Annotated in this window: 20 protein-coding genes and 3 tRNA genes; 10 read left to right on the top strand and 13 right to left on the bottom strand. The window is 42.8% G+C overall.

Annotated elements, in window-relative coordinates; all coding sequences use genetic code 11:
- Positions 1–105 precede the first annotated feature (105 nt).
- From ACR63N_RS04005 to uvrB, 3 genes are all read right to left on the bottom strand, one after another.
- Positions 106–1,158, bottom strand: a complete 1,053-nt coding sequence (locus ACR63N_RS04005; RefSeq protein ID WP_367107154.1) for a pyridoxal phosphate-dependent aminotransferase — start codon at positions 1,156–1,158, stop codon at positions 106–108.
- A gap of 177 nt (positions 1,159–1,335) precedes the next feature.
- On the bottom strand, positions 1,336–2,388 hold the full coding sequence (locus tag ACR63N_RS04000; protein WP_472782498.1) for a pyridoxal phosphate-dependent aminotransferase: 1,053 nt from the start codon (positions 2,386–2,388) through the stop codon (positions 1,336–1,338).
- 178 nt (positions 2,389–2,566) lie between these two features.
- The gene (gene uvrB / locus ACR63N_RS03995) at positions 2,567–4,681 is read right to left on the bottom strand and encodes an excinuclease ABC subunit UvrB (RefSeq protein ID WP_367107152.1); all 2,115 of its coding nucleotides are present in this window, start codon (positions 4,679–4,681) and stop codon (positions 2,567–2,569) included.
- A 209-nt stretch (positions 4,682–4,890) separates the two neighbouring features.
- Here uvrB and ACR63N_RS03990 point away from each other — a divergent pair, with 209 nt between their 5' ends.
- The 3 genes from ACR63N_RS03990 to ACR63N_RS03980 all read left to right on the top strand — a co-directional run bounded on the left by ACR63N_RS03990 (position 4,891) and on the right by ACR63N_RS03980 (position 7,270).
- On the top strand, positions 4,891–5,304 hold the full coding sequence (locus tag ACR63N_RS03990) for a GFA family protein (protein WP_367107151.1): 414 nt from the start codon (positions 4,891–4,893) through the stop codon (positions 5,302–5,304).
- 262 nt (positions 5,305–5,566) lie between these two features.
- Positions 5,567–6,049, top strand: coding sequence for a DNA starvation/stationary phase protection protein Dps (gene dps / locus ACR63N_RS03985; protein WP_367103739.1), 483 nt, complete (start codon positions 5,567–5,569; stop codon positions 6,047–6,049).
- Between the two features lie 240 nt (positions 6,050–6,289).
- Positions 6,290–7,270, top strand: coding sequence for a glutathione S-transferase family protein (locus ACR63N_RS03980; protein WP_367110983.1), 981 nt, complete (start codon positions 6,290–6,292; stop codon positions 7,268–7,270).
- A gap of 149 nt (positions 7,271–7,419) precedes the next feature.
- On the opposite strand, the gene ACR63N_RS03975 is transcribed toward ACR63N_RS03980, so the two are convergent.
- The 7 genes from ACR63N_RS03975 to ACR63N_RS03945 form a co-directional block, all read right to left on the bottom strand.
- Positions 7,420–8,484, bottom strand: a complete 1,065-nt coding sequence (locus ACR63N_RS03975) for a cation diffusion facilitator family transporter (protein WP_367107149.1) — start codon at positions 8,482–8,484, stop codon at positions 7,420–7,422.
- Between the two features lie 187 nt (positions 8,485–8,671).
- Positions 8,672–9,232 carry an acyl-CoA thioesterase gene (locus ACR63N_RS03970; RefSeq protein ID WP_367103742.1) on the bottom strand — a complete coding sequence of 187 codons (561 nt, stop codon included), beginning with the start codon at positions 9,230–9,232 and terminating at the stop codon, positions 8,672–8,674.
- A 131-nt stretch (positions 9,233–9,363) separates the two neighbouring features.
- A complete protein-coding gene (locus ACR63N_RS03965) occupies positions 9,364–9,789 on the bottom strand; it encodes a DUF2177 family protein (protein WP_472782497.1) in 426 nt (141 codons plus the stop codon).
- A 263-nt stretch (positions 9,790–10,052) separates the two neighbouring features.
- A complete protein-coding gene (locus tag ACR63N_RS03960; protein ID WP_367107148.1) occupies positions 10,053–11,504 on the bottom strand; it encodes a class I SAM-dependent methyltransferase in 1,452 nt (483 codons plus the stop codon).
- 255 nt (positions 11,505–11,759) lie between these two features.
- The gene (locus ACR63N_RS03955) at positions 11,760–12,761 is read right to left on the bottom strand and encodes a DUF1365 domain-containing protein (protein ID WP_472782496.1); all 1,002 of its coding nucleotides are present in this window, start codon (positions 12,759–12,761) and stop codon (positions 11,760–11,762) included.
- 63 nt (positions 12,762–12,824) lie between these two features.
- Positions 12,825–14,591: an NAD(P)/FAD-dependent oxidoreductase gene (locus ACR63N_RS03950; RefSeq protein ID WP_472782495.1), complete on the bottom strand. Its 1,767-nt coding sequence runs from the start codon at positions 14,589–14,591 to the stop codon at positions 12,825–12,827.
- Positions 14,592–14,620: 29 nt separating this feature from the next.
- On the bottom strand, positions 14,621–15,358 hold the full coding sequence (locus tag ACR63N_RS03945; protein ID WP_472782494.1) for an SDR family NAD(P)-dependent oxidoreductase: 738 nt from the start codon (positions 15,356–15,358) through the stop codon (positions 14,621–14,623).
- 556 nt (positions 15,359–15,914) lie between these two features.
- On the opposite strand from ACR63N_RS03945, the gene ACR63N_RS03940 reads away from it, so the two are divergent.
- The 5 genes from ACR63N_RS03940 (at position 15,915) to ACR63N_RS03920 (ending at position 19,385) form a co-directional block, all read left to right on the top strand.
- Positions 15,915–17,117 (top strand): pyridoxal phosphate-dependent aminotransferase, encoded by a 1,203-nt coding sequence (locus tag ACR63N_RS03940; RefSeq protein ID WP_367109875.1) that lies wholly within the window; start codon positions 15,915–15,917, stop codon positions 17,115–17,117.
- Positions 17,118–17,336: 219 nt separating this feature from the next.
- Positions 17,337–17,412 (top strand) — tRNA-Asn (locus tag ACR63N_RS03935).
- Positions 17,413–17,736: 324 nt separating this feature from the next.
- Positions 17,737–17,812, top strand: a tRNA-Asn gene (locus ACR63N_RS03930).
- A 219-nt stretch (positions 17,813–18,031) separates the two neighbouring features.
- Positions 18,032–18,361, top strand: coding sequence for a CopG family transcriptional regulator (locus ACR63N_RS03925; RefSeq protein WP_367103749.1), 330 nt, complete (start codon positions 18,032–18,034; stop codon positions 18,359–18,361).
- Positions 18,362–18,662: 301 nt separating this feature from the next.
- Entirely contained in the window at positions 18,663–19,385 is a 723-nt protein-coding gene (locus ACR63N_RS03920) for a hypothetical protein (RefSeq protein WP_367107144.1), read from the top strand.
- Between the two features lie 119 nt (positions 19,386–19,504).
- Here ACR63N_RS03920 and ACR63N_RS03915 read toward each other — a convergent pair.
- The 3 genes from ACR63N_RS03915 to ACR63N_RS03905 form a co-directional block, all read right to left on the bottom strand.
- Positions 19,505–19,595, bottom strand: a tRNA-Ser gene (locus ACR63N_RS03915).
- Positions 19,596–19,665: 70 nt separating this feature from the next.
- Positions 19,666–20,892: a type I glyceraldehyde-3-phosphate dehydrogenase gene (locus ACR63N_RS03910; RefSeq protein WP_367107143.1), complete on the bottom strand. Its 1,227-nt coding sequence runs from the start codon at positions 20,890–20,892 to the stop codon at positions 19,666–19,668.
- Positions 20,893–20,913: 21 nt separating this feature from the next.
- Complete coding sequence (locus ACR63N_RS03905; RefSeq protein WP_367107142.1) at positions 20,914–22,845, bottom strand: AAA family ATPase; 1,932 nt, start codon at positions 22,843–22,845, stop codon at positions 20,914–20,916.
- 300 nt (positions 22,846–23,145) lie between these two features.
- On the opposite strand from ACR63N_RS03905, the gene exaC reads away from it, so the two are divergent.
- Complete coding sequence (gene exaC / locus ACR63N_RS03900) at positions 23,146–24,672, top strand: acetaldehyde dehydrogenase ExaC (RefSeq protein WP_367103753.1); 1,527 nt, start codon at positions 23,146–23,148, stop codon at positions 24,670–24,672.
- Positions 24,673–24,820: 148 nt separating this feature from the next.
- A complete protein-coding gene (adhP, locus tag ACR63N_RS03895; RefSeq protein WP_367103754.1) occupies positions 24,821–25,849 on the top strand; it encodes an alcohol dehydrogenase AdhP in 1,029 nt (342 codons plus the stop codon).
- The last annotated feature ends 21 nt before the right edge of the window (positions 25,850–25,870 follow it).

The raw sequence follows: 25,870 nt of genomic DNA, 5'->3' as shown, positions 1-25,870 counted from the left end.
TTAAATTTTTTAAGAGAGAAAATGTAAAACCGCGTTTAATATTAGTAAGAACAAGAGGTTACAGTTGTTGGTAGTTGCAAATCTTAAAGGCTCGTATTAAGTCTATCAAACCCAACCTTGCTTGCGAAACGTCTTCAACACTTTAATAAACACTTCCATCTCATCAGGGGTACCGAGCGTTAAGCGACTAAAGCCTTCGATAGGCGGGAACTCGCGGCCCACTATGATGCCATGCTCACGCATTCTATCCATGTAGGTTTTTACACTGCCTGTCACTTCATGAAATATAAAATTGGCTTGTGAAGGCAAGTAGCGTAAGCCTAGCTCATCTAATGCCGCTTCCACCATTTGCTGTGACTGCATAGTAGTCTTTAAACTCAACTCTAAAAAGTCTCTATCGTCCAAGGTAGCTAACACAGCAACCGCGCCTGACAAATTGGTATTGTCTATAGATATAAATGCTTCGATGTCGGCAATGGTTTGCGTATTGGCAATGGCATAACCTATGCGCATACCTGCCAGCGCACATAGTTTTGAGAAAGTGCGTACTACAATTAGGTTGTCAGATAGCGACTGCTTTACCCATTTCACCGCGCTCTCAAAGCTTGGATCGTTAATATATTCTGAATAAGCTTGATCCAGTAAGAAATAATGATTCGTGGGCGCGTTTTTAACCCAGTCTTTGAGTTTATCCGTTGCTGTGATCGTTGCCGTTGGATTATTAGGATTGCACAGATAAAACAGACTAATACCATCAAACTCATCGGCAACCTTTTGCAAATTTGCAAAATCTAAATCATAGTCATTGGGTGTTAACGGTACTTTAACGACGGGTACGTCGATAGAGATAGCATACAATTCTGCATAAGCAAAAGTAGGATCAGGTACTACCAGTTGCATGCGTTTGCCTTCCTTTAACGCTTTGATTTGTAGCATTTGTACTACCGCACCGATATTTTCGCTTGAGCCATTACCTAATGAGACTTGGTCCTCAGTCACTCCGTTTACCTCAGCGATTTTGCTAATAAGCGTGGCACGCTGATCGTCAGGATAACGAAACCCTACATCTAAAGTATTAATAATAGCTTTTTTGGCAGAGTCTGCCATGCCAAGTGAGTTCTCGTTAGAGTTTAACTCTAGTAAGTTATTAGTATGCACGATGGATAATAAGCCTAGTTGGTGAGTGAATGGGCGTCATATTAAGTGCCATTACCTCTTATTACAAGGGATCTTATAAACAAACATAAGATATTTTTTATGAGAGGCAACTTATGCATCTTACACTTTTGAATATCAGTTAATATTTTTAAACCGATGATTGTTTTAGCTTACCAATCATACCCAACCTTTAGCGCGAAATGATTTTAGCACTTTGATAAATATTGCCATCTCATCAGGTGTGCCAAGCGTTAGGCGATTAAAGTCTGTAATTGGTGAAAATCTGCGACCAACTTTGATTCCATTATCTCGCATTCTGTCGATATACGTTTTCAAATCACCCTTTATTTCATGAAAAATAAAGTTAGTCTGTGATGGTAAGTAGCGAAGTCCAAGATCGTCTAAGGCCTTTTCAATCATCTGCCTTGATTGATTAGTGGTTTGCAAGCTTAGCTCTAAAAATTCTGCATCATTTAACGTCGCAATAGCGGCAACCGCGCCTGATAAGTTGGTATTGTCCATAGACATAAACCCTTCAATGGCAGCGATAGCTTGCGGGTTAGAAATTGCATAGCCTACTCGCATACCCGCTAGAGCACATAACTTTGAGAAAGTGTGAATGACAATAAGATTGTTTGATAATCCTTGTTTTACCCACTCAATCCCACTCTCAAAGCTTAGGTCTGTAACGTATTCTAAATAAGCTTGATCCAGTAAGAAGTAGTGGTCATCAGGTGCACGGCTAACCCAAGCTTTAAGCTTGCTCGTTGAGGTAATGGTTCCGGTGGGATTATTAGGATTGCAAAGGTAAAGCAAACTAATTCCGTCAAACTCGTCAGCAGCTTTTTGTAGATTCTGAAGGTCTAAATCATAATTTTCGGCTGTTACTGGTATCTTGATTACGGATGCGCCAATAGAGTTTGCATACATCTCTGCACAGTCAAACGTTGGCACAGGAATTACCATCTGGAAATCTTTGTCTTCTCTAAATGCTTTATTTTGCAGCATTTGTAAGGTAGCTCGTATATTTTCGGTCGAGCCATTGCCCAATGAGACCTGATTTTCTGCTACACCATGAATGGTAGCAATTTTGCTAATAAGGGCAGCACGTGGATGATCTGGATATCGAAAGCCAACACTCAAAGACTCTGTAATGGCTCGTTTGGCAGAGTCTGACATACCTAGCGAGTTTTCATTTGCATTTAACTCTATCATTTTATTGTTTTGCATGATGGACGATACGCCTAAATGTCAGTGGATTATAAGGTTAAATGTAGTAGCTGATCTCATATTAAGTGTGGTTAGGTTGGATTACAAGCGTCCTAACTGGAGAATAGTAAACGTGCTATAAAAAAGCGAGCCAACCAACAGTTAACTCGCTCTACTCTTTACTTACTATCAAAGTCTTTTAGTGCACCAAATGCGCTTTAAGCTCAAGTACTTTATCACGGGTCTTCGCTGCATCCTCAAACTTTAGATCGCGTGAGAACTGCTTCATGAGCTTCTCAAGGCGATTGATCTCTTTGGCGAGCAAGTCAGGGCTGCGCAATATACTAATATCGACATCGGGCAGATTGCTCTTAACTGGAATCGCTTGATTATCATTGGCATCCAAATCTTCACCGGTATCAATTTTGTCCGTGACATTGCGGCGCGCGCCTTTAGGCGTAATACCGTGCTCAAGATTAAAGGCCACTTGCTTCTCGCGGCGACGATCGGTCTCTTCTATCGCCTTTTGCATGCTTGGCGTAATGCGATCAGCATACAGAATCGCCTTACCATTTAAGTGACGAGCGGCGCGGCCAATCGTCTGAATCAAAGAGCGCTCGGAGCGCAAAAAGCCTTCTTTGTCAGCATCAAAGATAGCAACCAGTGATACCTCAGGCATATCCAAACCTTCACGCAATAGGTTAATACCGACAAGCACATCATGAACGCCCGTACGCAGCTCGTGAATAATTTGCATCCGCTCAACGGTATCGATGTCGGAATGCAAATAGGCAACTTTGATATCATACTCTTTAAGATAGCTGGTCAGATCTTCTGCCATACGCTTAGTCAAAGTAGTAATCAGCACACGCTCATCAAGCTCACGGCGTTTGGTGATCTCCGATAGCACATCATCGACCTGTGTGAGTACCGGACGGATCTCAATCTCAGGGTCGATCAAACCAGTCGGACGCACGACTTGCTCTACCACTTGTTCGCTATGCTCAAGCTCATATTGCGCAGGGGTCGCGCTGACATAAATAGTCTTAGGCTTAATGCGCTCCCATTCTTCAAACTTCATCGGGCGGTTATTCATCGCGCTTGGTAGACGAAAGCCATAGTTCACGAGATTCTCTTTGCGCGATCTATCGCCCTTATACATCGCCCCTACTTGCGAGACCGTCACATGCGACTCATCGATAAACAATAGCGCATCTTCGGGAATATAGTCAAACAATGTTGGCGGCGCCTCACCCCATGGACGACCAGATAGATGCTGCGAGTAGTTCTCGATACCATTACAGTAGCCAAGCTGCTGGATCATTTCCAAATCATACTGCGTACGCTCTTTGAGTCGCTGCGCTTCAATCAGTTTATTATTATCACGAAAATACTCAAGGCGCGGCTCAAGCTCCTCGCGAATGGTATGACTAGCAGCCTCCAAACGGTTACGCGGCGTCACATAATGCGACTTAGGGTAAATAGTAATCCGTGGCACGCTGCGCACCGTTTTACCGGTTAAAGGATCGAACCAAGTGATCTTCTCAACTTCATCATCGAACAGATGCACGCGTATCGCTAATTGTTCAGATTCAGCAGGATAAATATCGAGTAACTCCCCGCGCAAGCGATAGGTACCACGACCAAAGTCCAGCTCATTACGCGTATACTGCATCTCAACCAAACGCTTGATGGTTGCGGTACGATCGATCTTGTCACCGACTACAATGTGCAAGAGCATTTTTAGATAACTCTCAGGGTCGCCCAAACCGTAGATACAAGAAACTGATGCAACGATAATCGCATCTCGGCGCTCAAGTAATGCCCGCGTCGCGGATAAGCGCATCTGATCAATATGATCATTAATAGCACTGTCTTTTTCGATAAAGGTGTCACTGGCAGCAACATAAGCCTCAGGCTGATAGTAGTCATAATAGCTGACAAAATACTCTACCGCGTTATTAGGAAAAAATGCCTTAAACTCACCATATAACTGCGCGGCAAGGGTCTTATTATGCGCCATGATAATGGTTGGGCGTTGGCACTCGGATATCACCTTGGCCATGGTATAAGTTTTACCAGAACCGGTCACACCAAGTAATAACTGCTCATCCATGCCAGCATCAATCCCCTTAACGAGCTTTTCAATCGCTTGCGGCTGATCGCCTGCTGGTTCAAAGTCAGTGACCATCTCAAAGGCGCGACTTGATATTTGCGTCCCAGACGCATTGACGCCAACGATCTCAGCTTCGCCTTGTAGCTGAGTGGCTAATTGATTTAACTGACGCGACGAGCGCGGTTCGGGCATTCGCATATTGGTTTTCTTCCTAATTTTTATAACGAGGTAAGGTTTATAACAATGTGGGGGCTTTATGACTGTTTTTAAAGGTGATTTTTGTTCTTGAGATATCACTACTCGTATTAAAAAAGTGATGAAAATATACAGTAAATGTTTGAGATATTCAGGTATAGTCATTGTCTATACCTATGAAGTATTCGATACAATCAATCAAGGAACGAGAGATGAAAGGTCACTGTTTATGCGGTAACGTCGCTATTGAAGTAGAAGATATTGATACAGTTGAGGCTTGTCACTGCAGTATGTGTAGACGCTGGGGAAGCGGTCCGTTGATGGCCGTTCATAGCAAAGCAAAACCCGATATCAAAGGTCAAAATTCTATAACAGTTTATTCATCCTCAGATTGGGCAGAACGTGCCTTTTGTCATAAATGCGGGACTAATCTTTATTATCACCAGCTGGGTTCTGACGAATACGTGTTGTCTGTAGGCTTGTTTCAAGATATTAATAATTTTGATTTTACTAGTCAGATATTTATTGATAAAAAACCTGATTATTACGAGTTTGCCAATGTAACTGTAGAACTGACCGAACAGCAATTATTTGATAAGTTTGCAAAAAAAGGTATGAACCCTTAAAAGTTGATGATCATTAGATTGCTGATAGAGTAATGATAAGTTAACAGAGTGGTCTTAATTAGTTGCAAAATTTACAAAGATTTTCATGTTTAACAAAGTCATTACATGACCGCTCAATAAAACCTAAAGCTTAAGGCTTTATATTTTGATGCAACCTGTTATTATCGATACTGAATTAGTTGACAAGTTAATAGCATTAGCTGCTTTTAATTTGTCTAGATTTCAAGCCATAATAAAATAACTTAAAATAATGGAGTAATTTATGAGAGAACGTTACGCAAGTGGTATAAATGACGACACTGCTAAGAAAATGATTGATCTATTAAATTCTAACTTAGCCAACCTTATTGATTTGAGTATGGATAGCAAACAGTGCCACTGGAATCTGCAAGGTTCTGGGTTTATCGGTGTGCATCAATTACTTGATGAGACTTATGAGCGTTTAACTGAATCTTTTGATACCGTTGCTGAACGTATTGTTATTTTAGGCGGCAAAGCAAATGGTATCTCTAAACGTGTGGTTGAGGACTCTATATTAGAGACTTATCCAACAGATATCACTGAAGTTGAGCAGCATGTTCGTGAATTGACTAATCGCTATAAAACAATTGCAGCATCGTTGCGTGAAGCGATTGATACAGCTGGTGATGCCGGGGATGAAGATACTGCTGATCTATTGACAGAAGTTAGCCGTACTATCGATAAAGACGCTTGGTTTATCGGTGCTAATGCTCCTAAAAAATAACAGGTGTATGACAGTACATCTATGTTGTTTAAACAAATAGGTAAAAATTATAAATTATTAAAGGGCTGCCATACTGGTGGCCCTTTTTGTATTGAGTCATTGATAGTTAGTTATACCCACTTTATAAAAATGGATTTAATAAAGCATCAATTGTTAAGTTATGATATTATAATAGTTATATCTATGTTAGAAAAACTAATATGATTCTATTTAAATACACTAACAAATAGGGAGAATAACATGGGCTTACTCGTTGATGGCAAATGGCAAGATCAATGGTACGATACCGACGCAAGCGGTGGACGTTTCCAGCGTGAAGAGTCGGGCTTTAGAAACTGGGTAACCAAAGATGGTAGCGCTGGTCCTACAGGTACTGGCGGCTTTAAAGCTGAGCCTAATCGTTACCATTTATATGTGTCGTTGGCTTGTCCTTGGGCGCATCGCACCATGATTTATCGTAAATTAAAAGGGCTTGAAGATATGATATCCCTATCTGCCGTTCATCCCTTTATGCGTGAGCATGGTTGGACGTTTGCAAAGGGTGCAGGCGTGATTCCCGACCCTATCTTTAATGCTGATTACATGCATGAGATCTATACGGCGGCCAGAGCTGATTATACCGGACGCGTGACTGTACCAGTGCTATGGGATAAAAAAACCAATACCATCGTCAGTAACGAGTCCTCTGAAATCATTCGTATGTTTAATTCTGCCTTTGATGACGTTGGCGCTCTACCAGTCGACTTTTTACCCTCAGATCGATTAGATGAGATTGATGAGCTAAATGCCTTTATTTATCCTAAAGTGAACAATGGCGTTTATCGCTCAGGCTTTGCAACTACTCAAGAAGCTTATGAAGAAGCGGTAACCGAGCTGTTTGATGGACTAGATATTTTAGAAGAGCGTTTGGCCGATAAACGCTATCTTACCGGCGATACTATAACCGAGGCCGATTGGCGTCTGTTTACGACGCTAGTACGTTTTGATCCGGTCTATGTTGGTCATTTTAAATGCAACATCCGCCGTATTGTTGACTACCCTAACCTTTGGGGCTATCTGCGCGATCTATATCAAGTGCCAGGGATTGAAGAGACGGTCAATATGGATCATATTAAGACTCACTACTACGCTAGCCACGATAATATTAACCCTACAGAGATTGTACCTGTTGGACCGGATATTGATTTTCATGAACCGCACAACCGTGCGCGCTTATCGTAAAGCCAGTCATCATTCAAAAAGACAGGTTGAAAAAGAGCCGCCTCAAATAATATAAAATTTGAGACGGCTCTTTGTATGTAAGGATGTTTTTATGCGCTGATGTAATAGCAGTTTGGTAACTACTGATAATCCAATAATTGCCCTTAATTCTAAACAGCTTGCTCACTTTCTAAGCTTAAAAGCTCAGCATTAGGCACTGATAAAGTCAAAATAGCCTCTTGAAATAGGGGGTTGTCGCGAAACTGATTTTCGATAGCTTCAAACTTATGCGCGATATCTTGTTCACGAGGATTACCTACAATGTCCACCGCTGCCACCATAAATATCTTCTTAGGGCCTACCCACTCCAAATGCAGATACGAGACGCTATCGATATCAGGATGATCAAGTAGCTCGCCTAGCACGTAACGGTGCATGCTATCAGATACTTTATGCCCGACCAAAAAATCACGGTTACGGCTGATCAAAAATATCGCCACAGCGCCCAATAATAGACCGACAATGATAGAACCCAGCGCGTCCCAAAAAGGCTCTCCAGTATAAGCATGCATTCCCATAGCTGCAGCGGCAATGACTAGGCCAATAACAGCGGCCAAATCTTCAAAAAACACCCCACGCAGCGTCGGATTAGAGGTGTCGACAACATAACCAATCGCACTAACGTTCAGCGCCTCGCCATGCTTTTTGCTTTGCAGATAAGCTTGCACTAATGAAAAACCCTCTAAGACAAACGCCACTGCCAAAATGATGAAACCAATCGTATAATTAGTTTGGGTCTCAGCCGCATTCCACTCCGTGATACCCGTATAAATAGAGACGATAGAGCCTGCCATAAACACACCAAAGGCGGCAATCATCGACCACACATAAGACTCTTTGCCGTAGCCTAAAGGATGGCTTCTGTCTGCAGGTTTAACTGCCTTTTTTTCAGCAACTAATAAAAATATACCATTGCCTGTATCCGCCCAAGAGTGCGCAGCTTCCGCTATCATAGAGGCTGAACCAGTAATAAAAGCGGCAACAGACTTTGCAATAGCAATAAGAAAATTTGCCCCAATAGCAATCAAGACAGTAATCACTGAGCTGGACTTTTTGTCTTCATCAGGCGCAGAGTTATTATTAGAATTTTTTGCTCCGCGAGTTCGAGAGCTTGGGGTTTTTGGCACATCGCTAAGATGTAGTTGCGGATTGGCAATAGAAGGCTTTAGACTCATACTGTACTCGACAAAATGGGTAGCTTTGTTTACGGCGCGTTTAGATTAATGGATAATTCATTAATCTAAAAAACCTAGCCTAAAATAAACGCGCTACCCTATCAGTAACTTTTTAGTGAGTCATTGTTGATATATTTGATTTTGCCAATCAGCTACGAAGCTATTGACAGTTAGTCTTTTTGGTCTCTTATTGAGAATTAAGAGTATTCTCAGCGTTTTTAACAGTATCACCTATCATTTCGTTTAAATCACAACTAGGTCGCTGCGAGCTGTCCATACGTAAGTTTTTACGAGCCAAGGCAGCATCGAAACGGCACTGTTGACTCTCGTTCTTAATATTAAGTGGCGGGATAGGTGTAGGTTTACCATTGTCGTCAATAGCTACCATCGTAAAGTAGCAGCTATTAGTGTGGCGAATAGTACGTGCGCGTACGTCTTCGGCTTCTACCCGAATGCCCACCTCCATTGATGTTTTGCCGACATAATTGACGCTAGCAGCGAAAGTGACCAGCTCGCCGACATAAATAGGCTCGCGGAACATTACTTGATCAACGGAGAGGGTTACGACGTAGCTGCCGCTATAACGACTGGCACAAGCGTAAGCGACTTGATCGAGCATTTTTAACAAATCACCACCATGCACGTTGCCAATGAAGTTTGCCATATCAGGCGTCATGAGTATTGACATGTACAACTCATGATTTAAAGGCGCTTTTTTAGCAGTCGAAGTCGTATTGTATTGCGGCATAGGATTCCTTACTATTTATGTATTTCAGGTCTTATTTATACAGCAAGGTATCGGTTTGCACAAACAAAACTGCCATAAAAAAAGCGATTTAAACTGAGTTAAACCGCTTCTATCTACTATAGCTCAAACATTTAAGCTGAGTTAGCTTTATTCAACCAGCCAAAGCGATATGCTAACCAAGCCATGCCTGCACTAACTGAACCGGTTAAGAAGCCGCCCCAAGTAAAGTCTACCAAGGCAGTGTCAAGCGTATAACCTTTAAATAACGCTAGATTGGTAAAATCATAAGTACCATAGGCCATTAAGCCTAATAAAGCGCCCAATAGAAAAATATGACCAATAGATGCCTCTGCTTTTATTTGCGGATATAAAACAATGATACAAAGCGCTAAAATATAGAACATATAAAACACAGCAGCCGCCATCATATTAGGTTCATCCGCTAAAAGATGACCTATACGCTCTTCATAAAATAACCCTTTCATCGTTGACAGCCAAACGAAGTCAACACCTAAAAACATAGCAACGGCAACAAGATAAACGAATGTATAGCCCATAATAATATCCTTTTATAATAACTAAACACGGATTCCAACCACCTTTGTGCCTAGTATGTTTTATTTGCATAGTCTTTCAGTAGCACCTATGATCTAACACCACTTATGGTAAAAATATTTAGAAAAACTACAACGATCGCTATATTTACTAACCTGTTTCAACAGTACTTCAATATGACGTATTTAGGCTTAGTAATCGTTATAACTTTAGGTGATTAAATTGTAAAGCTTTTATGAACGTTTTAACGTTCGGCATGTCATCTCTAGCCAAATGCTACGGCTCGGCTAGGCGTACTACGCTTGTTAATAACATTATTAGTGGACTTACTTGTCGCATTAGCTACAGGCAAATCGGAGAAATGCAGCGTGTCAATATTATCAGGTTTTACAGCAGTGACTTGCACGACCCCAATGGTACGCTCCAAAAACCCGCCTTCACAGTAACAAAAATAAAACTCCCACAAGCGAATAAAGGCTTCATCGTAGCCGAGCGCTTTAATGTCTTCGCGCCTTCTCAGAAAAGCTTGGCGCCAATCCCGTAAGGTATAAGCATAATCAAAGCCATAATCGTGTAATTGCTTGACCACCATATCAGTCTGCTGGGTGAACTGGGTGTTAAGCTCTTGATTGGAGAGTAGACAGCCGCCAGGAAAGATATGGGTCTGAATAAAATCAACGGACTGTAGATAATCCTCGTAGTTTTGGTCATTAAAGGTAATGGCTTGCAAGACCATAAGCCCCGTTGGCTTAAGTAGGTTATTACATTTAGCAAAAAAGGTCGGCAGATACTCATGTCCTACCGCTTCGATCATCTCAATACTGACCAGCTTGTCGTATTGTCCCGTCAGCTCGCGGTAGTCTTGTTTTAATAGCGTAATTTTGTCAGACAACCCTGCTGCTTTGACGCGGCGCTCGGCCTCTTGATACTGGGCATCAGAGATGGTAGTGGTAGTCACATGACAACCATAATGAGTGGCGGCATAAATAGCAAAGCCGCCCCAGCCGGTGCCAATCTCAATCACATGGTCGTCTGAGCTTAATTGCAAACGCTGACAAATAAGCTCAAGCTTGTGCTGCTGCGCCTGCGTAAGCGAGGTATCAGGCGTCAAATATACGGCTGAGGAGTACATCATAGTGTCGTCTAAAAAAAGCTGATACATAGCATTACCTAAATCGTAATGCGCTAAAATATTGGACTTAGAGCCTGCAGCATCATTACTACGCAAGCGATGATTGGTTTTTTCAAACGCTTTACTGATCCCTGCAAATCGGTTCTCAAGTTTGTTGAGCACCGCCAAATTACGAGCCGCCAAACGAATTAGCCCTGTGAGGTCATTGCAGTCCCACTCGCCTTCAATATAGCTGTCTGCCAACGCAATTGAACCGCCAAATAAAAGCCGGCGATAAACCGCTCTATCATAAATCGTCACCGTTATATGCAATGTATGTCGACCAACTGCTGAGCTGCTAAGCGAGCTATTAGACGCATTGCCAAAGTGATATGTTTTGGAAGATTGCTTACCAAAGTCTTCAACTAGAGTCATGCTGCCAAACTTTAGATAGCCAAGTGCACGAAATACTGCCTTTCTTGCTAAGTAATTGATACTACGGTTGACCGGTTTGAGGACCGCGCTACTACTGACGGTTTTATTCATTTGAGCATTGAGTTTTGCTAATCTTGAGGTGGGCTTGCGGTCGGTTGGGCGGGTGGCCATGCTGCTGGTATCCTTTCGTGATAGCTCTAAAGAAACTTGTTGCCCAGTTTCTGGGAGGAATCTACATAATTACACATTGAATTGGCATACTTCTAAGATTGGTTATTCTTAAGCTCTCAAGATTTGTAGGGGTAACTTCATTGTACGATGACTAGTTTTTATAGATAGGTTTATTTATAGTAATATAACTAATAGTTATCTCAACTATAATAAATATAACTACTTTTTGGAACAGCATAACTTTTTGAACGCCTTTTATTCTTCTTGCTGCTGACTATCTGCTAACTTTTCATCATAGTTAATATAAGGTACTTTTTTGATGACATACAGCTTAAACGCGTGCCAATAAATACGACTTAGTGAAGTGATATTCATCATTGGGTTTTTCTGTAGGCTGTTCTTTATGGATCCTGCAGTCATAGGAGTGCCCGACATTTTGACGCCCGTCTTTAACACTTCACCGCGCTCGTCGCTAATATCGATGGCGATGCGAACTTGCAAAGCGTTATTTGACTGATTTTCGTCTTCATGCTTTGCTTCTGCACTGTTTGTTGCTTCTTGTTTTACTGAAACCTGCCAACGATAGCGCTGATCAATAGGATTAAAGGGCGAGACATGAAAGTCTTTATCGTGACAAAATTCGGTCTCCGCACCATTTAATAAAAATCCATAATAATGACGCTTATTCCACGGGGTATTAGAGACCTCAGCTAATAGATGAGTTGGAGTTTGCGCCTCATCAAAACCTAAATAGAAATTTACCGGGCTAAAATAAATACCCATATTGCGGCAGACCAGCATACCAATCACGTCGCCTGTAGGCGCGCTACCGGTATGGTTGATAAAGGCTTGGGTTAGACGCTGCTTAAGAGCTTGAGCGTCATCGATAGGGTTGGTATTAGCAGACTTGTTAACAGGATTTGTATGAGCTTCCCTATTCTCTTGCAAATAATCATTAGCATAAAACTGCTGCAAAGCTTTGTGCTTGGCAGAAAATAACGGCAAAGCTTTTGCTAATCTCTGATTAAAAGGTAACTTTTTTAGTAATTTACTATTGATACCAGCATTGACTTCTGGCAGCTTATGCCCAGCAGCTAAAGCACTGATGTTGACGCCCCAATAGCGATATAGATAAGCAAATTTATGTACACTTGGCAGTAAACGGCTATGCCAAGTCGTCCCATGAAACACTTGATGCGATATCATGGCAGCTGTTTTAGCTTCTGGATCGTTAGACGATTGCTCTTTGTCGGACATAACGCTCTCTTATTTAAATAACCTGTTGGGTCTTGTCCCTCCACACCCAACAATTTAACCTCATTAACTCTTCACTTTACGGTGTCCGAACCAGCCGCCTTTCTTCTTAACCGATGGAATGCTTGCTTGCAAAGTAGCGATATAATCTACCAGCTCTTGATTGGTAGTCGCTGTGACTATTTGACGTTTATTGAGCTTGCGCAAGTTTTTATCAGCTTTGATAGGCAAGTCTTTATGGCGAAAAGGCGTATGGGCGCTACTAGTATCGGGCAGATGGCTAGAGTCAACGTCATCTTTGATATCAATAGTGCTACCGAGCGCCTGACAAACCCGCAAGCCACTACGCACGCCATCTTCGTGAAAGCCATTAAACCAATAGGCACCGCAAAAATGAGTGTGCAGTCCAGTGCCGGAGATTTTTGCCCAGTCGTGTTGTGCCGCAACTATCTGTTTATCGAAGATGGGATGACTGTAATCAATACTTTTGATAATTTGAGCGTCGTCGATACTGTTGTTTGGCGTAGCTGTGTTCAAAGTAGCTGGATTAAGCGTAACCAGATAGTTATGCGCCTTGGTTAAACGCTGCAGAATATTCATATGATAGGTAAGGACGGGTTTTGCGGTTTGATAAGAGTGTTTAGACTCTGTCTGTCCATTTTTTTGAGCTAACTTTTTATCTAATTTATCATTAATGAGATAGTTCCAGCTGGCCCATGCCAATGGTTTCTTGGGTAGGACGCTAGTATCAGTATGCAATATCGCTGTATTTTTGGTGAATTGAAAATGGCTTAATACCTGAGTCTCATCACTACTAGCGTCTTGTAATAAGGAGAGCGCCGTATCAGCGTGACAAGCAAAAATAACTTCGTCAAAGATTAGCTCTTGCAAATTATCATTGGTTTTATTAGCAACGATCAGGGTTACCTGATTGTCTTCTCGGACAACCGACTGCACTGGACGGCTTACTTGTACTGTCCCGCCAGCTTTGACAAAGCGCGTCATCAGCTTATTGACGTATTGCTTTGAACCGCCTTTAATCGTAAACCACTGCGGGCGATTAACCACATCGAGCAGGCCATGATTGTCAAAGAACTGCGCGAAGAATACTAAGGGGAAATCTTGCACGTCATCAAGGCCAGTTGACCAAATAGCGGACACCATGGGCAATAGATAGTTGTCAGTAAACAGCGGATGGTAGTTTTGGCTTATCAAATAGCTACCTAGAGTTTGCTCAGTGAAGACACTGGTGTCTTTACCGCTAGCGCGTGCTTGCTCAAAGTCTTGACGCAGCTGTTTGATATGCTTATTAAATCGCAAGATATCTTTAATAAATTGCCAAAACTTGGGGTTTAACGCGTTTCTACGCTGTGACAATAGAGTGTTTAGCGTATGACCGTTATATTCAAAGTTGCGCGCGGTATTCTTAACCGAAAAGCTCATGTCGGTGGCTTGAAAAGGCACCTGCAGATCATGCAGTAGACGAAAAAAATTAGGATAAGTGCGCTCGTTAAAGACAATAAAACCGGTATCTATTGCACTTTTCTCTAAGTATTTAGTTTTTGCCTTTTTACCGTCTTGTAGTTCTATATCGATGGTATTGACATGGCCGCCGATATAATCGCCAGCTTCAAATACCGTTACCTCATAGCGCTTGGCCAATTGCGGCTGAGATAAATAATGGGCGCAAGTAAGTCCGGATACCCCTGATCCGATGATCGCAATACGCTTTTTTGTCTGGCGCTTGTGCTGACTTTTAGCATCAGTACTGTATTGTTTTTCTATGGCTGATTTTGACCGTTTAGAGACAGACTGGCGACGAAAAAGCGGCATAAAAAATCCTATCGTTTAAAGAGGGTGAGTTATTTTTTATTAAGCTTTTGACCCACTTGTTGCCAAACCAAATCTGGCAGGGTACCCAAAGCTTTTAATGTTAAGGTGAGTTTTTTGGGGAACTCAATCACATCGTGATCATCTGCAATTCCTTTACGAATAGCGCAGCTGGCCTGCTCGGTGGTTTGCAAAAACGGCATCGGAAAATCGTTTTGTTTGGTCATGGGCGTCTCGACAAACCCGGGCACGACCAAACTTACCGATACATCATGCGGCGCAAGGCTGATCTGTAGCGTTTTCATTAGATAATGAATGGCCGCTTTTGAGCTACCATAAGCCTCGGCGCGGGCAAAAGGCACATAAGCGGACGCCGAACCAATACCCACTAACCGGCCTTTTGAAGCCATTAGCTTTGGTAGTACCCCTTCAATAGCGTGCGATAAAGTGCCCATATTAACGGACATCACTTTCATAAATGTTTCGCTATCAAAATTTGGCATATCTAAATACTCACACATGCCAGCGCCACAAATAGCTAAATCAATTTGGCTGATATCAGTGAAAGCGGCAACCACTTTGTCACGATCCATAAGGTCTAAATCAATTGGCGTTGCACCTAAATCCTTTAACTCGCTCAAGGCATTATTGTCGCGTCCAACGGCGTAAACGTAGTGACCATCTGCTAAATAGTCTTTGGCCAACTGCTTACCGATACCCGAGGTTGCGCCCGTAATCACAATATGGAGCTTTTTAGGAGAGTCTGTCATGATAAATATCCTTATTTATTATGGTAGGAGGTATAACCTAGTGAGGTGGAGCTATAAGACATACAAGCTTTTAATAGAGGCAAGCCAAGATTGAATAACCCTAATTTTGCAGTTATCAGTTAGTGACCAGTTGGCTTCGACGTTAGCATTTATGAACGTTAGTATTTATGGTGGTTTTAAACTGATTGTAACCTACTTTAGTGGAAGTCCAAATAAACTTATGTAAAACATCATAGTATAAGCTGCATAAGCCACCATTATAACTTTGCAAACCAGTTAGCAATTAGTCTTTTTAAGGGGCATCTGTAGGCACAGTTATGAGCTTGAGGACAAAATGTAACGATATATTTTCTATAGGCTACCGCTTAAGACAGTGTGATAGGGGCATGCTACAATGCGATGATTTGTAACTAAACACTCTTTGAAGTAACTGCTTTTGAAGCATGTAAAAAATGAGTTTTAGAATACCTAAATCACTTTTTAGGACATTGCATTTTTGTAGCGCACTTTATCAAGGCGCATCTTAACCCTTACTGGATTATATGAAGGATTTTTCATGAGCGAATTACAGTTATCTGATCGAGTTAATAGCATCAAGCCCTCGCCTACCCTTGCCATCACTAACAAAGCCAAAGAGCTCAAAACGGCTGGTAAAGACATTATTGGCTTGGGCGCAGGCGAGCCTGACTTTGACACCCCAGAACATGTCAAAAAAGCCGCTATTGAGGCGATTAATGATGGCTTTACCAAATATACAGCGGTTGATGGTACCCCAGAGCTAAAAAAAGCCATCATTGAGAAGTTCAAACGCGATAATGACATCAGTTATGAGCCAAACGAGATCTTGGTATCAGTAGGCGGTAAACAGTCGTTCTTTAACCTTGCGCAAGCTTTCATCAATAAAGGTGATGAAGTCATTATTCCAGCACCTTACTGGGTCAGCTATCCGGATATGGTGATTATTGCTGAAGGTAAGCCCGTCATCGTTGAATGTCCAGCTGAGCAGGACTTTAAGATTACCGCGCAACAATTAGAAGATGCTATCACTGACAAGACCAAAATGCTGGTACTGAACAGTCCTTCTAACCCAACAGGTATGATCTATACTTTAGACGAGCTAAAGGCGCTTGCAGAAGTGCTCAAAAAGCATCCACATGTTTATGTGGCCTCTGATGATATGTATGAGCATATTCGCTGGACGGGTGATAAATTCTATAATATCTTGAATGCCGCTCCTGAACTCAAAGAGCGTGCAATTATCTTAAACGGCGTCTCCAAAGCTTATGCCATGACTGGCTGGCGTATCGGTTATGCCGGTGGTCCTGCCAAGCTTATTGGCGCGATGAAAAAAGTACAGTCACAGTCAACCTCATGCCCAACTTCAATTAGCCAAGTCGCTGCTGAGGCTGCTATCAGTGGCGATCAAAGCGTCCTTGCGCCTATGGTCGAAGCATTTGAGAAGCGCTGTGATTTGGTCGTTGATGGCTTAAATGCGATTAAAGGTATTACCTGCTTGCGCCCTGATGGTGCTTTTTATGTCTATCCAGAGATAAAACCCTTAATTAAAGCGGCTGGCCTGTCCTCTTGTACCGAATTCTCAGAATGGCTGCTTGAAAAAGTAGGCGTCGCTGTCGTGCCAGGCGATGCGTTTGGCCTTGGCGGCTTTATGCGTATCTCTTATGCTACTGACGAAGCCACCCTTAAAGACGCATTATCACGTATCGAAAAGGCAGTCGCTGATTTAGACGTTGCTGAGTAAGTAGCTGTTGAATAAGTAATAGCTTTTCAGATTAAAAAAGACGTCCAGCATAGGACGTCTTTTTAGTTTTAGCAGACCACTTGACTCATAATCTTCATCAAACGCATAAAAAAAGCTTGACCTATTTTTTATCTTTGCTAGAATACGCTCCACTTAGCAGCAACTTGTAAAAGTATTCGCTAAGTCTAGTGTGAGAAAGCATTATTACTCACCGCCTATTCCCCAATAGCTCAGTTGGTAGAGCGTCGGACTGTTAATCCGTGTGTCCCTGGTTCGAGCCCAGGTTGGGGAGCCATATTTTAGTAGCTAGTTAATTGATACATTGAATTACTATTTAATTCAATTTGGCATTTGCCAAAACCCTTGTCATGTTGATGAGGGTTTTTTTATGATTATAGTGATCCTCCTTTTATTTAGGATTCACTGTACTTTTCATCTTATAAATTCGTGCTTTTATTTGATGCTTTTTGATAGATAAATTTTTACAATTATTGTCCTTGTAAGGTTGACAGACAATCGTGAGTTGGCTAAAATGTGCCCCACATAACGCGAACACTGTCATTAAGTATTATTTACTACAATACTATTTATAAATGAGTTTGCTGTTATCACAGCTTATTCCTCAATAGCTCAGTTGGTAGAGCGTCGGACTGTTAATCCGTGTGTCCCTGGTTCGAGCCCAGGTTGAGGAGCCATATACTAAGAAGCCTTCACCATTAGCGGTGAAGGCTTTTTTCTGTTATTTCGGTTTTTGATTGTAGTGTTCTTAGTACCTACAGTATTTTTTTAAGCAGTGCCATTGTATGGTAATATATACCTTATCAGAACCATATACCTTTTAAGTAGCATACGGTTCAAAAATCAAACATCATTTTCACAAGCTTATCTCTACTCACTAAAAGTAATGGTTTATTATGATACCTGTACATATTAAAAATAGATTCTCTGATCATCCGCAAAAAATCACGCGTCCGGTCAGCATTCGTCTTTCTGAGGAGATGATCAGTCTACTACAAGCGACCTCAACTGAGCTTGGGTTTAAGCGTATTCAGGGGCTGATTCGTCTGTATATCCGCCAAGGTCTTGATCGTGATCACCAAGACTATACCTTAGCTCACGATGAGTTGTTCATTGAGACTCTGCGCAAAAGCGGTGTTAGCCAACATATTATCGATAAAGCTATCGTAGAGACTCACAATAACAGTATTACCCATCCATTAAATGAGTTACAAAACGAAGATTAGATTTTATCTCTTTTGCTACTTATCCATACTTTTAGCCCGTTATAGTTATTTATAACATCGTGGTTCACAAAGTAGTCATCTATAAAGGCTAAGCGTGCTATACCGCGCTTAGCCTTTACTGTTTTTCTCCCCTCGTTTCTGTATTATTTCTACTAAAAAATACCCAAAGATATGCTTATTTTATAAAATTTATCATAATATTTAATGAGTATTAAACACATAAGTCCATCAAACGCGGTATATTAAAGTATGAGGTCATGATTAGAGTGGCTGGTAATACGAGTTTCCAAGGAGGTGGCAGATGATAGGTTCAACTCAGCGTTTGGGTACAACTTTACTGGTTATAGTCTCTTTAGGGATAGCGCCTGTTATTAGCAGCTGTAGCATGCCGCAAAACGATCCTCATAAACAGACTATCCCTACGGACTCAGATCAGTGGCAAAAAAAGCTTGGCGATACTTTTGAGCAGCTGCCTGCAGCTGATAGACAGCTGCTTAGCCGCTATATGCTACGTATGAAGCTTAGCGGCGCTTATGAGTCAGGAGCCATGACGCGTACGACAATTGGTCAAGCATTAGCTCAGCAGCGCCAATATGAGCGTTTGCATCCTGATAATCCTACAGGTGAGAGCAGCCCTATCGTTGCTGGCAAACCGACTGGAGATATTCATACTATAACGTATCCTATTGCTTTATTGCCTGTTAAGACCAGCAGCGTTGATAGTCTCAATCAAGTTAAACTGCAGTTTATGCTCTCCAATCACGGTACTACTCCTATCGACAGCTTTGAGGGGACTTTAACGATGAGAGATGCAAAATTGGCTGAAGGCAAGCGTTTTGAGATACCGTTAACGCAGTTCTCCCCGCCTATTGTTCCTGAGCAGTCCGGTAAAATAGTCATTGAAAGTAATATTGAAGACATCAATGTTATGCGTGCCATCAAAAACAACCAATATGTGACGACGACGGTTAGTGAGGGCACCATCACGCTTGCTGATGGTGAAAAAATAGAATTTAGCAATTAGAATCTATAGAACATTCATAGTATTTATAGACACACAATTTTATAAACACACAATAAAAGAAGCCCCAATCCGTAATAGACTGAGGCTTCTTTTATTATATTTAACTTTAAAACAATATTTGGCGGAGACGGAGAGATTCGAACTCTCGAAGGGCTATGAACCCTTGCCGGTTTTCAAGACCGGTGCATTCAACCGCTCTGCCACGTCTCCATTGGTGCATCATTATAGCGATATGCGATGAGAATGCAAGAGCCTAAACTAAAAAAATTAAATTATTTTGCTATAAATGCAATTTACTTAACAAACTAGGATTTACTTGATGCTTAAGTTGAGCCTCTTTTGAGCTTAAGTGTAAGCACATATCAAGCAAACGATTGGCATAGCCCCATTCGTTATCGTACCAAGCAAAGACTTTGTATTGATTGCCCACTTGCATTAATTGCTGCCCATCAATAATCAGCGACTCGGTTTGATGAATAAAATCACTTGAAACCAAGGGCTCATCAGTATAAGCCATGATGTCAACGAGATGGCCTAAACTAGCGGATTTAAGCACTTCACTTAGCGCACTGACACTGACATTTACAGTGTCAAACACAAAAGTTACATCAATGGCTGCCACATCTATAGTTGGCACGCGGATAGAATGGCCGTTAATTTTGCCTATCATTGCAGGCAACACCCGTTCGGTTGCAGCAATACTACTCGAGGTCGTTGGGATAATATTATAACCCGAAGCCCGTGCGCGTCTCAGATCACGGTGCGCTTGATCGAGTACGGTTTGATCCGCTGTAACGGCATGAATCTCAGTCATCATCGCTGACTTAACCCCAAAGGCTTTATCAAGCGTATCAATCAGCGGTACTAATGCCTGCGTGGTACAAGACACCCCAGAGATGATCGGTAGCGCTCTTGTCAGATCGTCAGAATTCACGCCCATCACAATACAAGCATCAACATCATCAAAAGGGGCTGCGCCAATGATAACTTGCTGCGCGCCTGCTTTAATATGCAAACTTGCCTGCTCGTAGGAGCGAAAATGTCCCGTACACTCCAGTACCACATCAATATCAAGAGTGCTCCATGGTAAGTTTTTGGGATCATCCCTTGATAATAGGCGAATACAATAGGTTAAATTGTTTTTGGTTAGACACAACTGAATGTCACTTTTTGCCGTAGCAGAGGATTTTTGTTGCTTGTCAGTGATACCGTCTTGGACGATCTCGGCGCTGATCCCAAGCTGGCTCAAACGCCCATGAGTACTATCAAACTTCAATAAATGCAGCAAAGTCTCAGCTGGCGCTAAATCATTGATAGCCACGATATGGATTGAGCGTCCCAGTACCTCAAAACGCTCAAGCAGCGCGCGTAATACATTGCGGCCAATACGTCCAAAACCGTTGATAGCCACGCGCAAAGGCTGAGTACTTTCACCTGTGCTAAAAGACGCTGAGCCAACAGCGTCGCTATTTATGGGACGATAAGTGGCACTAGCAAAATCTGACATAACAGGGTATCACTATAAAGGTTAAGGATTAATAAAAATTAGGGCCAAACGAATAGTATTGTAATCGACTTTTTGTTTCAGATAGTCATAAATAGGTTTGATCTTGATGCTGCCATCATCGCTAAAATCATTGGGATCATTAGCCACTTTGATAGCAACATAGGCGTTGCCAACCGCGGTCATCACCTCATCATCAGGGCGCAGATGATCGCAAGCAAGGCTTGCGTCTTGACGCTTAAGCTCACTAATATGGCGCATGATGGTAGACTGAGCAAGTCCGCGCATTTGCGCAATCTCAGCGATAGATAAGCTTTCTTCTAACAGTAGCCGCGTGGCTGCTAAAGTACTCTCTGATTTATCAGCAACTTGATTGCCAAGTTTTTGTTTTTTATCCTGCTGCGCTTGTGCTTGCTCGCGGCGTCTTTTTTGCAAATTATCATAGGCATCAATAACTGACTTACTCAAGGTGCCGCCTGATTTTAGAATGAATTTTTCATGAGCTTGCGTCATGCTCTTGTCATCAAGCATGGCATAGTTGGCATCGGCTTCATCTGATAACACTAAGAATCTTTTATCGGCACCGCGCGCCAGCGGATCAAGTTGAAGGCTCATCTCATTCATACCGAGCAGCTGCAAACCTGCCAATGACTTGAGCCGTGATAGTGCCACATAGCCTTGACCCAGCTCAAAAGTGCGCGATAAATCAATCTCAGCGGCGTCCAAAGTCATGCCTTGCGATTTATGAATGGTAATCGCCCATGCCAGACATAAGGGCACTTGATTATAACTTGCTAGCACCTCTCCGGTTTCGTCTTCAATGATCCACTCTTCAGGCTCAGCGATCACTTCAAGACCTGAATTTAAACGCACAACGGGCATCTTTTGGGCGGCAGGTTTATCCTTTTTGGCTTTGGATTTATCTTTTTTGCTGGCGCTACTGACATTAGTATTATCGTTGTCATCAGTACTGCCCCTTTCTTCCTCACTGTCTTTAAAGGCATCACTTTGCGCTTTTTCTTTGTCATCAACTTTTACTGCCGCAAAGCCAATCAGCTCGCCCATGGTGCCATTAGAGACCCCAAGCTCGGTATTGTTTTTGATGAACATCACTTTAGCGCCGACTTTGAGGATCAGCTCATCTTGCGTGCGCACAGTTTTCTTGAGCGTCTCCACCAATTTATCATCACCAGTCGCCGTTGATTCGAAGCGCATCATCTCGCCATCTAAGGCGGCAAGTTCTTTATCGTTGATTTTATTGACGTTAAGATTATGGGTATAAAGGCGCGTCCGTTTAACATCAACATCTTGATCAAAGGTATTCTCTAAGGCTGCAATCGCCTCAAAGCTAACTTCTTGGCGGCGAATTTGATTGAGAATATCATCCAAATCAAGACCGCCGTTCGCCGCCTCGCTGACTTGCCGATGCTGCTCAGATAGATAGCAGATGTGAAACCCAGCATCGAGCCACGCCTGCGACATAAAGGCAAACTTGTCGCGATTACTCTCGCCTTTGCTACCAATAGGCGGCAGCTGAAAAAAGTCTCCGGCCACTATGATTTGCATACCGCCAAACGCGCTGTCATTTTTGCGTACATGTTTGAGCACTTGATTGACAGCGTTGAGCTGCTTAGCATGCAGCATGGATATCTCATCAATGATAAGTACCGCGGTATCTTTGAGTCTATCCGCCAAAAACTGTTTACGTGATAGGTTGGTTAAATCGCGCTCACTCAATTCGTCTTTGATACCAATACCCGACCAGCTATGAATAGTGGTACCACTCATATGCGTTGCTGCAATACCAGTACTAGCGGTCACTGCCACAGGTACCCGGCGCGCGCGCAAATAATTAATGTATTTATTGAGGGTATAAGTTTTACCTGACCCTGCTGAACCGGTTAAAAAGACATTTTGACCTGTTTTTAAAATATCAAGAGCAGAAGATTGACGCATATATCCAAACCAATTAGTAGACTACAAAAGGACAGTTTCATTCAAAGAACTAGATTGCGCGGGCAACTATTTGGCAACGATTATAGCAGCTGCAATGGCTTTTGTAGTGTATTTACCTACTCATTTAAGATAGAGGTATCTAATAACTCAAAGTTATGTATGAGTTTGTTAACTATAAATAAATAGAGCTATCAGTTAGCGTAAAAGGTAAGTACGATAGGGTAATAAGCCGATAAGGAAAATCAGGCTCGGGCATTGCCTTGTAGCCATTCTACAACCGTCCATAACAAGGAACCGTTTATGTTATACGCCTATCCCAATACCCAAGACAGCCCAGTAAAATTCCGCGAAAAATACGACAACTTTATCAATGGTGAGTGGACCCCGCCTGCCGATGGTGAGTATTTTGACAATACTAGTCCGATTGATGGTAAAACCATTTGCCAAGTAGCGCGCTCCAAAGAAGCCGATATTGAAAAGGCGCTAGACGCCGCTCACGCGGCTAAAGACGCTTGGAGCAAAACCAGCGTTACCGAGCGCGCCAACTTACTACTCAAAATCGCCGATAAGATGGAAGCCAACTTGGAAGCCATTGCTATCGCTGAATGCTACGAGAACGGCAAGCCGGTGCGCGAAACTCTTGCCGCCGACATTCCCCTTGCCATCGATCACTTTCGTTATTTTGCTAGCGCCATTCGCGCCCAAGAAGGCGGCATTAGCCAGATCGATGACGATACCGTTGCCTATCATTTTCATGAACCGCTCGGCGTCGTTGGGCAGATTATCCCCTGGAACTTTCCTATTCTTATGGGCGTCTGGAAAATAGCCCCTGCACTTGCTGCTGGTAACTGTGTCGTTTTAAAACCTGCTGAGCAAACCCCAGCCTCCCTACTGTTTATGCTCGAGACCATTGGTATCGCTGATATCTTACCAAAAGGTGTGCTCAATATCGTCAATGGTTTTGGTGTGGAAGCGGGTAAACCGCTTGCCTCCAACCCGCGTATCAATAAAGTGGCCTTTACTGGCGAGACGACAACGGGTCGCTTGATTATGCAGTACGCTAGCGAAAATATCATTCCGGTGACCTTGGAGCTTGGTGGTAAAAGTCCCAATATTTTCTTTGCCGATGTCATGGATGAAGATGACGACTTCTTAGATAAAGCGGTCGAGGGTCTAGTTATGTTTGCGCTGAATCAAGGCGAGGTTTGTACCTGTCCTTCACGGGCGCTCGTGCATGAAAGTATTTATGACGATTTTATCAAACGCTGCGTTGAGCGTGTTAAAGCCATCAAAATGGGCAACCCGCTCGATACCGATACCATGATTGGCGCGCAGGCCAGCTCCGATCAGCTTGAGAAGATTCTATCCTACCTTGATATCGGTAAAAAAGAAGGCGCTAAAGTGTTAGTAGGTGGCGAGCAAGCTCAGCATGACGGTGATCTTGGCGATGGCTATTATGTACAGCCCACTATCTTTGAGGGCACCAATGACATGCGCGTATTCCAAGAGGAGATCTTTGGTCCGGTACTCGCGGTGACTACTTTCAAAGATGACGACGAGGCGATGAGGATTGCTAATGATACTCTATATGGCCTTGGAGCTGGGGTTTGGACGCGCAGTGTCAATAAAGCATATCGTTTTGGACGCGGTATTCAAGCGGGACGCGTATGGACCAATTGCTATCACATCTACCCTGCACATGCCGCCTTCGGTGGTTATAAGCAGTCTGGTATTGGTCGCGAAAACCACTTGATGATGCTCGAGCATTATCAACAAATCAAGAGCATGCTGGTATCTTATAATACCAAAGCGATGGGCTTCTTCTAAGTCTATCTGTTGGCATTATATATTGGCACTACTGTGTATAAGCCGCTCTATGAAGGCACTGTAGAGCATATCAGAGATGCTAGATGCGCATCCTAATGTAAAGATAGTGGTTATTAGTCAATAACCACTAATCGCAAGGAGTCATACCATGAGTAATAAAATGAAAGCTGCCGTTCTACATGAATTTAACCAACCACTGCAAATCGAAGAGGTCGATATTCCAACCCCAGGTCCCGGTGAGATCGTAGTAAAAATGCAAGCATCAGGCGTCTGCCACACTGACTTGCATGCTGTTGAGGGTGATTGGCCAGTCAAACCAAGTCCGCCTTTTATCCCTGGACACGAAGGCGTCGGTCTGGTAACGGCCGTTGGCGAAGGGGTGGATAATGTAAAAGAAGGGGATCGTGTCGGTGTGCCTTGGCTTTACACGGCCTGCGGGCATTGTACGCACTGCTTGGGCGGCTGGGAAACCTTATGCCTAAAACAAAAAAACTCTGGTTATTCCGTTAACGGTAGTTTTGCAGAATATGTGCTAGCCGATCCCAATTACGTTGGCCATATCCCTGAAGGCGTCGATTCTGTTGAGATTGCTCCCGTTCTATGCGCAGGAGTCACTGTATATAAAGGTCTTAAAATGACCGAAACCAAACCCGGCGATTGGGTTGTGATCTCAGGTATCGGTGGCCTCGGTCATATGGCAGTACAGTATGCGGTTGCTATGGGTCTCAATGTTGCTGCTGTTGATATTGATGATGAGAAGCTTGAATTTGCCAAAAAATTGGGCGCAAAAGTCACTATTAACGCCAAGGAAAATGATCCTGGTAAGTACTTACAAAAAGAGATCGGCGGCGCTCATGGTGTGCTCGTAACTGCGGTATCCGCTAAAGCGTTTGACCAAGCATTAACTATGTTGAGACGCGGTGGTACTTTGGTCTGTAATGGTCTACCAACAGGCGACTTCCCAGTCTCCATCTTTGATACGGTGCTAAACGGTATTACGATACGCGGCTCCATTGTCGGTACTCGTCTTGACTTACAAGAGTCGCTAGAGATGGCAGCAGCTGGTAAGGTAAAAGCAACGGTTGCCGCTGAGCCACTTGAAAATATCAATGATATTCTCGATCGGATGCGCGATGGTAAAATTGAGGGGCGTATTGTGATCGACTACGCTATGTAACTCATGACAATGTAGTAATGT

It is taken from the genome of Psychrobacter sp. M4 (genome assembly GCF_055699795.1).
The sequence above is the reverse complement of the archived record's forward strand: the minus strand, read 5'-3'. Positions and strand labels throughout refer to the sequence as shown.

Bases quoted from the DNA above. Each gene is read 5' to 3' on its own strand.
- dps (WP_367103739.1), top strand. From the start codon at position 5,567: ATGAGAGAACGTTACGCAAGTGGTATAAATGACGACACTGCTAAGAAA.
- ACR63N_RS03950 (WP_472782495.1), bottom strand. From the start codon at position 14,591: ATGCCGCTTTTTCGTCGCCAGTCTGTCTCTAAACGGTCAAAATCAGCC.
- ACR63N_RS03980 (WP_367110983.1), top strand. From the start codon at position 6,290: ATGGGCTTACTCGTTGATGGCAAATGGCAAGATCAATGGTACGATACC.
- exaC (WP_367103753.1), top strand. From the start codon at position 23,146: ATGTTATACGCCTATCCCAATACCCAAGACAGCCCAGTAAAATTCCGC.
- adhP (WP_367103754.1), top strand. From the start codon at position 24,821: ATGAGTAATAAAATGAAAGCTGCCGTTCTACATGAATTTAACCAACCA.
- ACR63N_RS03925 (WP_367103749.1), top strand. From the start codon at position 18,032: ATGATACCTGTACATATTAAAAATAGATTCTCTGATCATCCGCAAAAA.
- ACR63N_RS03910 (WP_367107143.1), bottom strand. From the start codon at position 20,892: ATGTCAGATTTTGCTAGTGCCACTTATCGTCCCATAAATAGCGACGCT.
- ACR63N_RS03945 (WP_472782494.1), bottom strand. From the start codon at position 15,358: ATGACAGACTCTCCTAAAAAGCTCCATATTGTGATTACGGGCGCAACC.
- ACR63N_RS03970 (WP_367103742.1), bottom strand. From the start codon at position 9,232: ATGCCGCAATACAATACGACTTCGACTGCTAAAAAAGCGCCTTTAAAT.
- ACR63N_RS03960 (WP_367107148.1), bottom strand. From the start codon at position 11,504: ATGGCCACCCGCCCAACCGACCGCAAGCCCACCTCAAGATTAGCAAAA.
- ACR63N_RS03905 (WP_367107142.1), bottom strand. From the start codon at position 22,845: ATGCGTCAATCTTCTGCTCTTGATATTTTAAAAACAGGTCAAAATGTC.
- ACR63N_RS03940 (WP_367109875.1), top strand. From the start codon at position 15,915: ATGAGCGAATTACAGTTATCTGATCGAGTTAATAGCATCAAGCCCTCG.
- ACR63N_RS03955 (WP_472782496.1), bottom strand. From the start codon at position 12,761: ATGTCCGACAAAGAGCAATCGTCTAACGATCCAGAAGCTAAAACAGCT.
- uvrB (WP_367107152.1), bottom strand. From the start codon at position 4,681: ATGCGAATGCCCGAACCGCGCTCGTCGCGTCAGTTAAATCAATTAGCC.
- ACR63N_RS03920 (WP_367107144.1), top strand. From the start codon at position 18,663: ATGATAGGTTCAACTCAGCGTTTGGGTACAACTTTACTGGTTATAGTC.
- ACR63N_RS04000 (WP_472782498.1), bottom strand. From the start codon at position 2,388: ATGCAAAACAATAAAATGATAGAGTTAAATGCAAATGAAAACTCGCTA.
- ACR63N_RS03990 (WP_367107151.1), top strand. From the start codon at position 4,891: ATGAAAGGTCACTGTTTATGCGGTAACGTCGCTATTGAAGTAGAAGAT.
- ACR63N_RS03975 (WP_367107149.1), bottom strand. From the start codon at position 8,484: ATGAGTCTAAAGCCTTCTATTGCCAATCCGCAACTACATCTTAGCGAT.
- ACR63N_RS03965 (WP_472782497.1), bottom strand. From the start codon at position 9,789: ATGGGCTATACATTCGTTTATCTTGTTGCCGTTGCTATGTTTTTAGGT.